Source organism: Stenotrophomonas cyclobalanopsidis, from assembly GCF_008710035.1.
GTDB lineage: Bacteria > Pseudomonadota > Gammaproteobacteria > Xanthomonadales > Xanthomonadaceae > Stenotrophomonas > Stenotrophomonas cyclobalanopsidis.
On record NZ_VYKI01000002.1, the window covers coordinates 224,016 to 236,698 of the forward strand.

Consider the following 12,683-nt stretch of genomic DNA (forward strand, 5'->3'; position numbering starts at 1 on the left):
CTACAGCGCCATCCGCTCACGCAGCTCGCGCGCCTGCCGGCGTGAGACTTCCACCTCGCTGCCATCATCCAGCGCCAGGTCGTAGCCATCGCCCACGCTGGGGCTGACCGCGCGGATCCGCCGCAGGTTCACCAGCGTGTTGCGGTTGGCACGGAAGAACAGCTCCACCGGCAGGCGTGCTTCCAGCGCGCTCAGGCTGCGGGTCAGCAGCGCGTTCTGGTCGCGGAACCACAGGCGGGTGTAGTTGCCATCCACCACCAGCCGGCGGATCTCGCCCACGGCCACGAACCAGCACCGCTCGCCATCACGCACGAACACCTGGTCCTGCGCGCTCAAGCTGCCACCTGCGGTCACCGGCGGCGCGGCAGGCACATCGCGCTGGCGCACGCGTTCCAGCGCTTCATGCAGGCGCGGCGCTTCCACCGGCTTGACCAGGTAATCCAGCGCATTGGTCTGGAAGGCACGCACCGCATACGCATCGTAGGCGGTGACGAAGACCACGGCCGGTGCCTGTTCCAGGCCATCGAGCACATCGAAGCCGGTACCGGAGGGCATCTGCACGTCCAGCAGCACGAGGTCGGGTTTCAACCGGGCGATCGCCTCGCGCGCGGCCGGCACGTCATCGGCCTCGCCCACGCACTGCACCCACGGCAGCGCCGCCAGCAGCGTGCGCAGTTCCTGCCGCGCCAGCCGCGCGTCATCGACGATCAGGACATTCAGGGTCGTGCGCATTGCGGAATCTCCAGGAGGGCCTGCATGCGGCCGTCCAACGGTTGCAGATGGAAGCGGCCACCGCGGCCCAGCTGCGAACGCAGGTAGGCCAGGCCGACGCCATGACCGGTGGTGGCGGTGGCATTGCCTGCGGCAGCCACACCGAGCGGATTGTCGACCTGCAGCCGCAGCAGGCCGTCGCGGCACTGCGCGCTGATACGCACTTCGCCGCCGCCAGGACACACGGCGATGCCGTGCTTGATCGCATTTTCCACCAGCAGCTGCAGCGCCATCACCGGCAGGCGCGCCTGTGCGGCTTCGCCACTCACCTCGATGTGCACCTGCAGGCGCTGCTCGTAGTGCACGGCTTCAACGGCCAGGTAATCGCGCACCACGGCCAGTTCGTCGGCCAGCACGGCCTCCTCGCTGCGCGCGTGCTCCAGTGCATGGCGCAGCGTGCGCGACAGATCGGTGACCATCTGCCGTGCGCGCTCGGGATCTTCGAGGATCAGCGCGCGCAGGTTGTTCAACGCGTTGAACATGAAGTGCGGGTTCAAGCGCGCGCGCAGCGCATCGCGCTCCAGCGCACTGCGTTCGGCCTCAGCACGCAGGCGCGCCAGTTCGGCCTGGCGCGCACTGCGCACGCCGTGCAGGCCGGCCCACAACGCGGTCCACAGCCCCAGCATCAGCACGGTGTTGAGCCAGTAGAGCAGGCGCGCCACCGGGCGGAAATCACCTGATTGGCCAGCAAAATCCACCCAGCCCAATGCCAGCGCCGGCTGCAGCACCGCCGTCAGCAGCAGTTGCGCCAGTGCTGCACCCAGCAGCACTGCCAACGCCAGCCGCAGCACCAGCGCGCCCAGGTCCAGCCGCCACCAGTGGCGCCGCAATGCCAGCGCGCGCACGCTGCCGCTGATGGCATACAGCAGCACGCCCAGGCCGACGCTGATGAGCGTGCTCCCACTGCTGCTGCCGCCACCGAACGCGCCGGTCATGGCCAGGCTGACCACGCAGAACAGCGCCCAGCCGAGGGTGTTGATCAACCAGAAGCGCAGCGTGGAGGTCGATTCGGGCATGGCAATGGCCGGCGGAATAGAAGGATCAGCGGTGGCTGTCGAGGAACGCCTGCACCTGCCCACGCAGCCATTGCGGATCATCCCACATCAGGAAGTGGTGGCCGGTCGCGCTCAGTTCGATGCGTACACCCGGCAGCGCGGCGTACTGCGCCTGGAAGATCGCACGCGCCGACGCTTCGGTCGCACCCATTGTCTGGTAGGACGCCCATGCGCCCAGCACCAGCGTGGGTGACTGGATACCGGCCACGTCGCTGCGCAGGTCGGTCACCAGCAGCGAGTACATCGCATCGGCGGTGGTGGCGCGATCGCTGTCGCGGCCCCAGCGCTTCAGTTCGGGCAGGCGCGCGGCACTGTTGGTCAGCGGGGCCAGCGCCGCTTCGGCCTGCGCCTGGTAGCTGGCCGGGTCCGCAGCCAGCATGGCCGTGCGCATCTGTTCGGCCATCGGCTGCACGCTCTGTGCGGTCGCCTGCGGGTTCTGCATGCCCGCGTAGAACGGCAGCGCGTCGACGATGACCAGCGGCCCCAGTGCGTCCGGTTCCTTCACCGCCATCTGCAGGGTCAGCACGCCGCCCAGGCTGTGGCCGATCACCGCCGGATGGTCCAGCGCCTGGTCATGCACATAGGCCAGCAGCTGGTCGCGCATGGCCGACAGGAAGTCGGCCGGGCGCGGCGCGGCGGCGCGGGCACCGGCAAAGCCCGGCAGCTGCACCAGGTGGCACTGCACATCCTTCAACGCCAGGCAGGTCTCACGCCAGACCTCGGCGCTGCTGTTCAAACCGGGGATCATCAACAACGGGCAGCCGTGGCCGACCACCTCGACCTGCAGCTTGCCGGTGCCGATCGGGGCTGCCTCGGCAGCATGGGCGGCGCCCGAGCCGAGCACGGCCATTGCCATGCCCAGCATGGCCAGCCGGGCCAGGGCCTTCATCGCGTAGTAGATCGCCAGGATCATCTTCATCGTGTGTTCCGTCCAGGGTCGGGTGCGTGGGGTGTGCGGCCAGCGTGGCCGCGATGGGCGCCGCCGGGGTGCAGTTCCGGAGCAACGGCCGCCACGCCGGGTGAACGGTCGCCACGCCATGCCGCTTCTTCACTCCGCGCATCTTCACATCCATCTTGATGGAGAGATATACTCAACCGCACCCGTCGCCACCGCCCGTGCCATGACCGCCATCAGCTTCGAGTTCTACCCGCCCAAGACCGATGAGCAGCGTGGCCAGCTGGACCGGGCCGCCGCCCGCCTGAAGGCGTACGCCCCGGAGTACGTGTCCTGTACCTTCGGTGCAGGTGGCTCGACCCTCAGCTACACCTCCGAGACGGTGCGCCACCTCAACCAGCACCACGGACTGGACGCCGCGCCGCACCTGTCCTGCGTCGGCGGCACCCGCCAGGAAATCCGCGAGCTGCTCAAGCTGTACCGTGCCATCGGCTGCCGGCGCCTGGTCGCACTGCGCGGTGATCTGCCCTCGGGCATGGGCTTCCCCGGCGACATGCGCTATGCGTCCGAATTGATCGCCTTCATCCGCGCCGAGCACGGCGATGCCTTTCGCATCGAAGTGGGCGCCTACCCGGAAACCCATCCGCAGGCACCGGACGCACTGACCGACCTGAAGCACTTCAAGGCCAAGGTCGATGCCGGCGCCGATGCGGCCATCACCCAGTACTTCTACAACGCTGACGCGTACTTCCACTTTGTCGATGAAGTGCAGCGGTTGGGCGTGCAGGTGCCGATCACCCCCGGCATCATGCCGATCGCCAACTTCAGCCAGCTGCGGCGTTTTTCCGAACAGTGCGGCGCCGAGATCCCGCGCTGGATCAGCCGCAAGATGCTGGCCTATGGCGATGACAGTGAGTCGGTGCGCGCCTTCGGCGCCGAAGTCGTGGCCAAGCTGTGCGAGCGGCTGGTCGAAGGCGGCGCACCGGGCCTGCACTTCTACACGCTGAACCTGGCCAAGCCGACGGTGTCGGTGCTGAAGCTGCTGAACGGCTGAAAGCGCACTGTGTTGTCACTTTCAACGCTACCCTGTGGCGATGAAAGCCGTCCTGTCCCTGCTGCTGGTGCTGTTGTCCGCAGCCAGCATCGACGCCCACGCCCAATCCACGCGCTTGAATCGCTGCACCGATGCGCAAGGCCAGAGCGTCTACACCGACCGTCCCTGTGACAGCGTGGGCGCGCAGTCGCGGCGCCCGCCACCGCCGCCGGCCGGCAGTGCCCTGCAGCGCGACAGCCTGGGCGCCAGCTGCCCGCGCCGCCTGAGCGAGCTGGTGCAGGCCCTGCACGACGCGGTGAACACCCAGGACGTCAACCGGCTGTCCACGCTGTACCTGTGGAGCGCGGTCTCCGATGCCGGCGCGCAGCGCATCCTCGGCCAGCTGGAATCGGTGGTGCGGCGGCCGCTGGTGGACGTGGTGCCGGTGTATCCGCAGCAGGATGATGAGGTGCAACCGGATGGGGGTCAGAGCCCTGCTGCGCAGGGATCCGACCCCGGGACGCCGGTGGCCCGCCACCCCGTGGGCCTGCGCCTGGAGCAGACGCTGCCGGGCAGTGCGGCGCGCGCCGCGACGGTGCTGGGGTTGCGGCGGCAGTACGGGTGTTTCTGGATCACGTTGTAGGGCCGCATCCACGCGTGGCGTGGATCTACTGACAGCGGGCGGCCGACCCTGTGGTAGCGCCGGGCCATGCCCGGCGGAAGGCCAGAAGCGCCGCGCTACCCGCCCGGCCACAGCCCGCGGATCGCGGCGATGCCCTGGCCGCCGTGGCGGCGGGCCTGGCTGACGTGGCCGGCATCCAGCCCGCCCAGCGCGTAGATCGGCAATGACACCTGCGCGCGCAACGCGGCGAACGCCTCCCAGCCCAGCGGCGTGGAATCGGGATGGCTGGCCGTGGCCTGCACCGGGCCCAGCACGGCGAAATCGCAGCCCAGCCGCTGCGCCGCCTGCAGCTGCGCCAGGTCGTGGCAGGAGGCAGCCACCAGCTGCCCGGCCGGCAGCGGGCGTTCCTGCAGGGTCGCCAGCTGTTCACTGCCCAGGTGCACGCCGACGCCCAGAGTGTGGGCCAGTTCGATATCGCGGTTGAGCAGCCACTGCACGCCCTGGCGGTGTGTCCGCAGGGCCTGTTCGATCAGCACCTGCCGCTGCGGGTGCGCGGCCGGCAGGCGCAGCTGGATGCGCTGCTGGCCCGCCGCCACTGCCTGCTGCAGCTGGTCCTGCCAGCGCTGCGGCCCGTGCTCGCCGTCCTCCGGCGCCGGGGTGATCAGGTAGCGGTCTGGTTGGCGCAGTGCAGCCACCACCGGCAGATCGGCCGGCGGCATCGAATAGCGGCCCAGCTTGTCCGGCGCCACCCAGGTGATGGCCTGGCCCTCGCACCCGCGCGGGGTCCCCTTCCAGCTGCGGATGTGCCGCACCTCCAGGGTCAGGTGCTTGTCCGGGTAGTGCTGCGGCACGTCCATGATCCACTCGCCGATCTCGGCCTCGATGCCGAGTTCTTCGCGCAGTTCACGCACCAGCGCCTGTTCGGACGTCTCGCCGGCCTCGCGCTTGCCGCCCGGGAATTCCCACAGCCCGGCCATGTCGCGGTTCTCGGTACGGCGGTTGAGCAGGATGCGGCCACGGGCGTCGGTGATGACGCCGGCCACGACATGGATCGATCGTTTCGGGGAAGGCATGGGGACAGGATGCCGAATCCGCAGGGCGCCGCGCAATGCCGGGCTCCGGCCCGGCGCGGCCATTGCCCCGGCCATAACAAGGAAGCCCCGCTTTCGCGGGGCTTCCTGGGGTCAGCTCAGCTGGCCGTGGCAGTGCTTGTACTTCTTGCCACTGCCGCAGGGGCACGGATCGTTGCGGCCGATCTTCGGCTCGTCACGCTGCAGCGGGTTCATGCCCTGCTGCGCGGCTTCCACCTGCGCTGCTTCCTCGTCGGCGCTGTAGCTGCCGGCGTCCTGGTGCTGGAACTGCGACTGGCTCAGGCGGGCTTCCACCTGCTGCCGTTCGGCCGCTTCCAGCGCCTGCACTTCCTCGTCGCTGCGGATGCGCACGCGGGCCAGCAGGGTCACCACTTCGCGCTTGACGTTCTCCAGCATGTCCGAGAACAGCTCGAAGGCTTCCTTCTTGTACTCCTGCTTGGGCTGCTTCTGCGCGTAACCACGCAGGTAGATGCCCTGGCGCAGGTAATCCATGCGGGCCAGGTGTTCCTTCCAGCTCTGGTCGAGCACGGTCAGCATCACGTGCTTTTCCAGCGCGCGCATGGTTTCCTCGCCCACCCCGGCTTCCTTCTCGGCGAAGTGCTGGTTGACGCGCTCCAGCACCTTGGCAGCGATGCCTTCGGCGTCCAGTTCCTCGTGCGACTTGACCATGTCCAGCAGCGACATCTGCAGGCCGAAGTCCGACTCCAGGGTCGCTTCCAGGCCACGCAGGTCCCACTGCTCGTCCACCGAGTTCGGCGGCACGAAGCGGGCGACGATGTCGAAGATCACGTCGTCGCGGATGCCGTCGACGTTGTCCTTCACCGATTCGGCGTCCAGCAGCTCGTCACGCTGGGCGTAGATCACCTTGCGCTGGTCGTTGTTGACGTCGTCGAAGTCCAGCAGGTTCTTGCGGATGTCGAAGTTGTGGGCCTCGACCTTGCGCTGCGCCTTTTCGATCTGGCGGCTGACCAGGCGGTCCTCGATGACGTCGTCTTCCTTCATGCCCATCATGCGCATGGCCTTCTGCACCCAGTCGGAGGCGAAGATGCGCATCAGGTTGTCTTCCAGCGACAGGTAGAAGCGGGACGAACCCGGGTCACCCTGGCGGCCGGAACGGCCACGCAGCTGGTTGTCGATACGACGCGATTCGTGGCGCTCGGTGCCGACGATGTGCAGGCCGCCGGCGGCCTTCACCGCGTCATGGCGCTTCTGCCATTCGGCCTTGACCGCCGCCTTCTGCTCGTCGGTCGCACCCTCGCCCAGTTCGTGGATTTCCGCTTCCAGCGAACCGCCGAGCACGATGTCGGTACCACGGCCGGCCATGTTGGTGGCGATGGTCACCGCGGCCGGACGACCGGCGTTGGCGACGATGGTCGCTTCGCGGTCGTGCTGCTTGGCGTTGAGCACTTCGTGCTTCACGCCGGCCTTGCTCAGGTGCTCGGACAGCATTTCCGAGGTTTCGATCGAGGTGGTACCCACCAGCACCGGCTGGCCGCGCTTGGCGCACTCTTCGATGTCGGCCAGCACCGCATTGAACTTGCCCTTGCGGTTGAGGAATACCTGGTCCGGGCTGTCCTTGCGGATGGTCGGGCGGTTGGTCGGGATGACCACCACTTCCAGGCCGTAGATGCTCTGGAATTCGAACGCTTCGGTATCGGCCGTACCGGTCATGCCGGACAGCTTCTTGTACATGCGGAACAGGTTCTGGAAAGTGATGCTTGCCAGCGTCTGGTTCTCGCGCTGGACCGGCACGCCTTCCTTCGCTTCCACGGCCTGGTGCAGGCCGTCGGACCAGCGGCGGCCGGACAGGGTACGGCCGGTGAATTCGTCGACGATGACCACTTCGCCGTCGCGCACGATGTAATCCACGTCACGCTGGTAGATGGCGTGCGCGCGCAGGGCGGCGTTGAGGTGGTGCACCACGGTCAGGTTCTGCGGCGCGTACAGGCCTTCGGTCTCGCCGTCGAGGATGCCGGCTTCCACCAGCAGCTGCTCGGCGTGCTCCATGCCGGCTTCGGACAGGTGCACCTGCTTGCCCTTCTCGTCGACCCAGAAGTCGCCCTCGCCGTCTTCCGCTTCCTGCTTGACCAGGTTCGGCACGACGCGGTTGACGCGGATGTACAGCTCCGGGGAATCGTCGGCCGGGCCGGAGATGATCAGCGGGGTACGCGCTTCGTCGATCAGGATGGAGTCGACCTCGTCGACGATGGCGTAGTGCAGGCCGCGCTGGTAGCGGTCAGCCTTGGACAACGCCATGTTGTCGCGCAGGTAGTCGAAACCAAATTCGTTGTTGGTGCCGTAGGTGATGTCCGAGGCGTAGGCTTCGCGCTTGTCGCTGTGCGGCATGCCCGGATAGACCACGCCCACGCTCAGGCCCAGCCAGTTGTACAGCTTGCCCATCTGGGCAGCGTCGCGGCGGGCCAGGTAGTCGTTCACCGTGACCACGTGCACGCCCTTGCCTTCCAGCGCGTTGAGGTAAACCGGCAGGGTCGCGACCAGGGTCTTGCCTTCACCGGTGCGCATTTCTGCGATCTTGCCCAGGTGAAGCACCATGCCGCCGATCAGCTGCACGTCGTAGTGGCGCATGCCCAGCACGCGGCGGCCGGCTTCGCGGCAGACCGCGAAGGCTTCGGCAAGCACCTTGTCCAGGGCTTCACCGCCGGCGATGCGCTGCTTGAACTCCGGCGTCTTGGCCTGCAGCTGCTCGTCGGAAAGCTTCTCGATCTCCGGCTCCAGCGCATTGATCTTGGCGACGATGCGGTTGAGCTGGCGCAGCTGTCGTTCATTACGACTGCCAAATACGCGGGTAAGCAGGCTGTTGATCATTGAAGGAACCGGGTTGGATGGACACAGCGGCCCGGCCTCCCCCTGGGGATCCGATCGCCGCAAACGAAACAGGGCGCCTGGCGCCCTGTCGATGGCAACACCCATTGTAGCTTGGGACGGGCATGAGGGGTTTCAACCCTTTGGCGGATCGGTGTCGGATCGGCCGCGCTGCGCGCTCGCGGGGCATGGCCCCGCGCTACCGCCGGGCTTCGGCGGCATCCAGGTAGCGCCGGGCCATGCCCGGCGTTGGCATCAACCGCGGCTGATGCGGCCGACCGGGGTGTTACCGCCGTCGCCGAGGAACTTGCGCGGGTTGACCACGTTGCCGTTCTCCCACACCTCGAAGTGTACGTGGGCACCGGTCGAGCGGCCGGTGGAACCGGCCTTGGCCACTTCCTGGCCGGCACGGACTAGGTCGCCGACCTTCACCACCAGGCGCGAATTGTGCGCGTAGCGGGTCACGTAGCCGTTGCCGTGGTCGACGTCGACCACGTTGCCGTAGCCGCCCTTCACGCCGGAGAAGCTGACCACGCCATCGGCGACGGCCATCACCGGGTCGCCCACCTTGGCGTGGAAATCCATGCCCTTGTGGGTGGCGGCACCGCGGCCGAACGGGTCGGCACGGGTGCCGAAACCGGAGGTCACGTAACTGTTGCGGATCGGCATGCGCGAGGGCACGGCGTTCTGCTGCAGCTGGTGGTCGAACATCAGCGATTCCATCACCGACAACTGGCGGCCTGAAGCAGCGAAGCGCTGCTCCAGCACCTGTAAGTCGGCGTTGACGTCCTTGACCGGGATGTCCGAGGTCGGGCCGCCGGCATCGCCGTCACCCAGGCCGGGGGTCTCGTTGAAGTCGAACTCGCCGTCTTCCAGCTTGCCCATCTGGGTCAGGCGCTCGCCGAGGGCGTTCAGGCGGGTGGCCTGTGCCTGCAGCTCGCCCAGGCGGGCGGCCAGGGCGTTGACCTGGGTCTGCGCATCGCGCTGGACCTTGGCCAGTTCAGCTTCCTGGCGGTCGACCTTGGCCTGCAGGCGCGAATCATTGAGCGCGCTGGCGCCAATGCCGCCGGCAAGGCCGATAATGCAGCCTACCCCGAGCACGCTGCCCAGCAGGGCGCGGGGGCGGTCCTCGAAATAGAACCGCAGACGCGCGATCGGCGATTTGGCCTGCCCTTCACGCGTTTTGATTACGATCTTTTTGAATGCCATCAGTGAGTTTTCATGTCTGAGCCGAAATCCAGCGTTCGTCCCGCGTCCAGGCCGAAACCGGCACTGGATGCAGTGATGGCGGACAAAAGCGGGAACCCGCTGCGTCGTGCCTTGTGGCTCGATGCGCTGGACCGTCAGTTGCGCCCCCAGTTACCGCCCGCGTTGCGCAACCGTTGCCGGCTGGCGAATGTGGACGGGGAACACCTCGTTTTTCTCGTCGAATCACCGGTCTGGCATGCCAGGTTGCGGCTTGCCGAAGCCCAGTTGCTCGACGCGGCCCGGTCCATCGGGCTGAAGGCCACCAAGGTGACCATCAAGACTGCGTCTCCCACTCCCACGCGCTCCCCAGCGCACGACAACCGGAATGGACCCCACGCAGTTTCAGCCGCCACGCACAAAGGGCTACGCGACGCCTTGGCGGCCCTGCAGGATGCCCCGGTCAAACCGAAGCAAGGGTCCTGAGGACAACGGAGCATCCAGCTCCGACCCCGTCGCGCGTGTCACCGCTGCGTGAAACTTTCTCGAGGGCCGGATCGCATCCTAGCCGCCCCGGGTGGTCGAGTCGTTAGATTGTTGTTAAATAATCGTTATATTCAGGCTTTCAGACGCTCTGGTTCACAAAACCGTGATCCGCAGTCGACTGTCGCTTTACGCGCTGCGCCATTCAGCCAACCGCGCCCGGAAACGACAACGCCGCCCGGAAAGGCGGCGTTTTCTTCTTTTATTTCAACAACCTGGAATGATCAGGCGTAGGCCGGCACGGCGTACACGACCGGATCTTCGGCGGTCGGCGACTCGTAGGTCACCCATTCCCAGGCGGTGGCATCGGCCATCAGCGCCCGCACCAGCTTGTTGTTGAGTGCGTGGCCGGACTTGAAGCCCTCATAGGCACCCAGCACCTGGCCACCGGCCAGATAGAGGTCACCGATCGCATCGAGGATCTTGTGGCGCACGAATTCGTCGGCGTAGCGCAGGCCGTCTTCGTTGAGCACGCGGAACTCGTCCAGCACGATGGCGTTGTCCATCGAACCGCCCAGGCCCAGGTTGCGCTCGCGCATGTATTCCAGGTCGCGCATGAAGCCGAAGGTGCGCGCGCGGGAGATTTCCTTGGTGTAGGCCATCGTCGAGAACTCGATTTCCTGGCGCGACTGCTTGGCCGGGATCATCGGGTGGTCGAACTGGATGGTGAAGCCCAGCTTGTAGCCCTCGTACGGAGCGAAGCTGGCGACCTTGTCGCCCTCGGTCACTTCCACGGTCTTCAACACGCGGATGAAGCGCTTGGGCGCGTCCTGTTCGAGGATGCCCGCCGACTGCAGCAGGAACACGAACGGGCCGGACGAACCGTCCATGATCGGCAGCTCGGCCGAGGACAGTTCGACGATGATGTTGTCCACACCCAGGCCGGCCAGTGCCGACATCAGGTGTTCGACGGTCTGGACCTTGGCGTCATTGCAGGTCAGGCCGGTGCACAGGGTCACTTCGGTGACCAGTTCGGCCTTGGCCGGCACTTCCACCACCGGTTCCAGGTCCACGCGCCGGAACACGATGCCATGGTTGACCGGTGCCGGGCGCAGGGTCATGTAGACCTTGTCACCGCTGTGCAGGCCAACGCCGGTGGCGCGGATCGTGTTCTTGAGGGTGCGTTGCTGGATCATGGGCGTAAACCGGAAGTGACACGCTAGATTAACACGCACGTCCCCATACCCCGGCTGAAACATCCCTGAGGGCTGTCGGTGGGACACGCGTCGAGCAAGGCGGCCGGGCCCATCCTGGCCCGGCGCCCGCATTTTCTGGACATGGTGGCGCAACCCGGGGGGGACAAGCCCCGGGCAACTCCGCTTAGTCCGCCTGGCGGCGCAGGAAGGCCGGGATGTCCAGGTAATCGTTGGGCAGTTCAGCCGATGCCGGGGCCGAGGAGGCCGGTGCCGACGGGGTCGATGCGGCCACGCTGTCGCTGCTGGCACGACGCAGGCCCAGGCCCATGCCGCCCACGGCCTTGGACACGGCGTCGCCACCGTTGTCGAAGTCGCCGAATTCCGGCTGGCCGGTGGTCGCGTTGCGCACCAGCTTGATCGGCGCGCGTTCGCCCGGGCGCTGGCTCTTGCTGGCCGACACGCGGTTCAGGCCGGTGGCCACCACGGTCACGCGCACTTCGTCCTGCATGTCCGGGTCGAGCACGGTACCCACCACCACGGTGGCGTCTTCGGAAGCGAAGCCATCGATGGTGCGGCCGATCTCGTCGAACTCGGCCATGGTGAAGTCGGCACCGGCGGTGATGTTGACCAGGATGCCGTTGGCACCGGCCAGGTTCACGTCGTCCAGCAGCGGGTTCTGGATGGCGGCTTCGGCAGCGGCCTGCGCGCGGTCATCGCCACGGGCGGTGCCGGTACCCATCATCGCCAGGCCCATTTCGGACATGACGGTACGCACGTCGGCAAAGTCGACGTTGATCAGGCCCGGACGCACGATCAGGTCGGCGATGCCCTGCACGGCGCCCTGCAGCACGTCGTTGGCGGCACGGAAGGCCTGGATCATGGTCGCGTTGCGACCCAGCACGGTGATCAGCTTTTCGTTGGGGATGGTGATCAGCGAGTCGCAGTGCTGGCTCAGCTCTTCGATGCCCTTCAGCGCGACCTGCATGCGGCGACGGCCTTCGAACGGGAACGGCTTGGTGACCACGGCCACGGTCAGGATGCCCATTTCCTTGGCCAGCTGTGCCACCACCGGTGCAGCGCCGGTGCCGGTGCCGCCGCCCATGCCGGCGGTGATGAACACCATGTCCGCGCCCTGCAGTGCGTCCATGATGCGCTCACGGTCTTCCAGAGCAGCCTGGCGGCCGACTTCCGGGTTCGCGCCTGCGCCCAGGCCCTTGGTCACGTTGGTACCCAGCTGCAGCTGCAGCTTGGCACCGCAATTCTTGATGGCCTGCGAGTCGGTGTTGGCGGTGATGAATTCCACGCCATCCACTGCCGAGTTGACCATGTGCGCCACGGCATTGCCGCCGCCGCCGCCCACGCCAACCACCTTGATCACCGCATTGGGTGCCATCTTTTCGATCAGTTCAAAATGCGCCATGTCCGTGTCCTCGTTGTATCCGCTTGTCGGTGGCATGGGCGTTACGGCCTCCTGCCTTTCGCGCGCCATGTTGCCGATGCGGCTGTGTGGGTTGTGTGTTGCCGGTGAA

Annotated in this window: 11 protein-coding genes; 3 read left to right on the forward strand and 8 right to left on the reverse strand. The window is 66.9% G+C overall.

What is annotated here, in order from left to right; translation table 11 throughout:
- From FJU31_RS02930 to FJU31_RS02940, 3 genes are read right to left on the reverse strand one after another with little or no spacing between them, the layout of a single operon-like run.
- On the reverse strand, window positions 1-732 hold the full coding sequence (locus tag FJU31_RS02930) for a LytR/AlgR family response regulator transcription factor (protein WP_150453405.1): 732 nt from the start codon (window positions 730-732) through the stop codon (window positions 1-3).
- Entirely contained in the window at window positions 717-1,787 is a 1,071-nt protein-coding gene (locus FJU31_RS02935; protein ID WP_150453406.1) for a sensor histidine kinase, read from the reverse strand. Before FJU31_RS02935 ends, FJU31_RS02930 begins: the two co-directional genes overlap by 16 nt.
- 25 nt (window positions 1,788-1,812) lie before the next feature.
- On the reverse strand, window positions 1,813-2,745 hold the full coding sequence (locus FJU31_RS02940) for an alpha/beta fold hydrolase (protein ID WP_150453407.1): 933 nt from the start codon (window positions 2,743-2,745) through the stop codon (window positions 1,813-1,815).
- Window positions 2,746-2,947: 202 nt separating this feature from the next.
- Between FJU31_RS02940 and metF the strand changes: the two genes are divergently transcribed.
- A complete protein-coding gene (gene metF / locus FJU31_RS02945) occupies window positions 2,948-3,775 on the forward strand; it encodes a methylenetetrahydrofolate reductase [NAD(P)H] (protein WP_150453408.1) in 828 nt (275 codons plus the stop codon).
- A gap of 40 nt (window positions 3,776-3,815) precedes the next feature.
- The gene (locus tag FJU31_RS02950) at window positions 3,816-4,397 is read left to right on the forward strand and encodes a DUF4124 domain-containing protein (RefSeq protein WP_150453409.1); all 582 of its coding nucleotides are present in this window, start codon (window positions 3,816-3,818) and stop codon (window positions 4,395-4,397) included.
- Between the two features lie 95 nt (window positions 4,398-4,492).
- Here FJU31_RS02950 and FJU31_RS02955 read toward each other — a convergent pair whose 3' ends face one another.
- The 3 genes from FJU31_RS02955 to FJU31_RS02965 form a co-directional block, all read right to left on the reverse strand.
- Entirely contained in the window at window positions 4,493-5,449 is a 957-nt protein-coding gene (locus FJU31_RS02955) for a Nudix family hydrolase (protein WP_150453410.1), read from the reverse strand.
- 111 nt (window positions 5,450-5,560) lie between these two features.
- Window positions 5,561-8,293, reverse strand: coding sequence for a preprotein translocase subunit SecA (gene secA / locus FJU31_RS02960; protein WP_150453411.1), 2,733 nt, complete (start codon window positions 8,291-8,293; stop codon window positions 5,561-5,563).
- 252 nt (window positions 8,294-8,545) lie between these two features.
- A complete protein-coding gene (locus FJU31_RS02965) occupies window positions 8,546-9,499 on the reverse strand; it encodes a M23 family metallopeptidase (protein ID WP_150453412.1) in 954 nt (317 codons plus the stop codon).
- A 12-nt stretch (window positions 9,500-9,511) separates the two neighbouring features.
- On the opposite strand from FJU31_RS02965, the gene FJU31_RS02970 reads away from it, so the two are divergent.
- A complete protein-coding gene (locus FJU31_RS02970) occupies window positions 9,512-9,961 on the forward strand; it encodes a DciA family protein (RefSeq protein WP_150453413.1) in 450 nt (149 codons plus the stop codon).
- 281 nt (window positions 9,962-10,242) lie between these two features.
- On the opposite strand, the gene lpxC is transcribed toward FJU31_RS02970, so the two are convergent.
- Both lpxC and ftsZ read right to left on the reverse strand, forming a co-directional pair.
- The gene (gene lpxC / locus FJU31_RS02975) at window positions 10,243-11,154 is read right to left on the reverse strand and encodes a UDP-3-O-acyl-N-acetylglucosamine deacetylase (protein ID WP_150453414.1); all 912 of its coding nucleotides are present in this window, start codon (window positions 11,152-11,154) and stop codon (window positions 10,243-10,245) included.
- Between the two features lie 184 nt (window positions 11,155-11,338).
- The gene (gene ftsZ / locus FJU31_RS02980) at window positions 11,339-12,574 is read right to left on the reverse strand and encodes a cell division protein FtsZ (RefSeq protein ID WP_079220635.1); all 1,236 of its coding nucleotides are present in this window, start codon (window positions 12,572-12,574) and stop codon (window positions 11,339-11,341) included.
- Window positions 12,575-12,683 lie beyond the last annotated feature (109 nt).

Excerpts from the sequence above, each read along its gene's own strand:
- lpxC (WP_150453414.1), bottom strand. The coding sequence starts at position 11,154 with ATGATCCAGCAACGCACCCTCAAGAACACGATCCGCGCCACCGGCGTT.
- secA (WP_150453411.1), bottom strand. The coding sequence starts at position 8,293 with ATGATCAACAGCCTGCTTACCCGCGTATTTGGCAGTCGTAATGAACGA.
- FJU31_RS02950 (WP_150453409.1), top strand. The coding sequence starts at position 3,816 with ATGAAAGCCGTCCTGTCCCTGCTGCTGGTGCTGTTGTCCGCAGCCAGC.
- FJU31_RS02940 (WP_150453407.1), bottom strand. The coding sequence starts at position 2,745 with ATGAAGATGATCCTGGCGATCTACTACGCGATGAAGGCCCTGGCCCGG.
- FJU31_RS02935 (WP_150453406.1), bottom strand. The coding sequence starts at position 1,787 with ATGCCCGAATCGACCTCCACGCTGCGCTTCTGGTTGATCAACACCCTC.
- metF (WP_150453408.1), top strand. The coding sequence starts at position 2,948 with ATGACCGCCATCAGCTTCGAGTTCTACCCGCCCAAGACCGATGAGCAG.
- FJU31_RS02930 (WP_150453405.1), bottom strand. The coding sequence starts at position 732 with ATGCGCACGACCCTGAATGTCCTGATCGTCGATGACGCGCGGCTGGCG.
- FJU31_RS02970 (WP_150453413.1), top strand. The coding sequence starts at position 9,512 with ATGTCTGAGCCGAAATCCAGCGTTCGTCCCGCGTCCAGGCCGAAACCG.
- FJU31_RS02965 (WP_150453412.1), bottom strand. The coding sequence starts at position 9,499 with ATGGCATTCAAAAAGATCGTAATCAAAACGCGTGAAGGGCAGGCCAAA.
- FJU31_RS02955 (WP_150453410.1), bottom strand. The coding sequence starts at position 5,449 with ATGCCTTCCCCGAAACGATCGATCCATGTCGTGGCCGGCGTCATCACC.
- ftsZ (WP_079220635.1), bottom strand. The coding sequence starts at position 12,574 with ATGGCGCATTTTGAACTGATCGAAAAGATGGCACCCAATGCGGTGATC.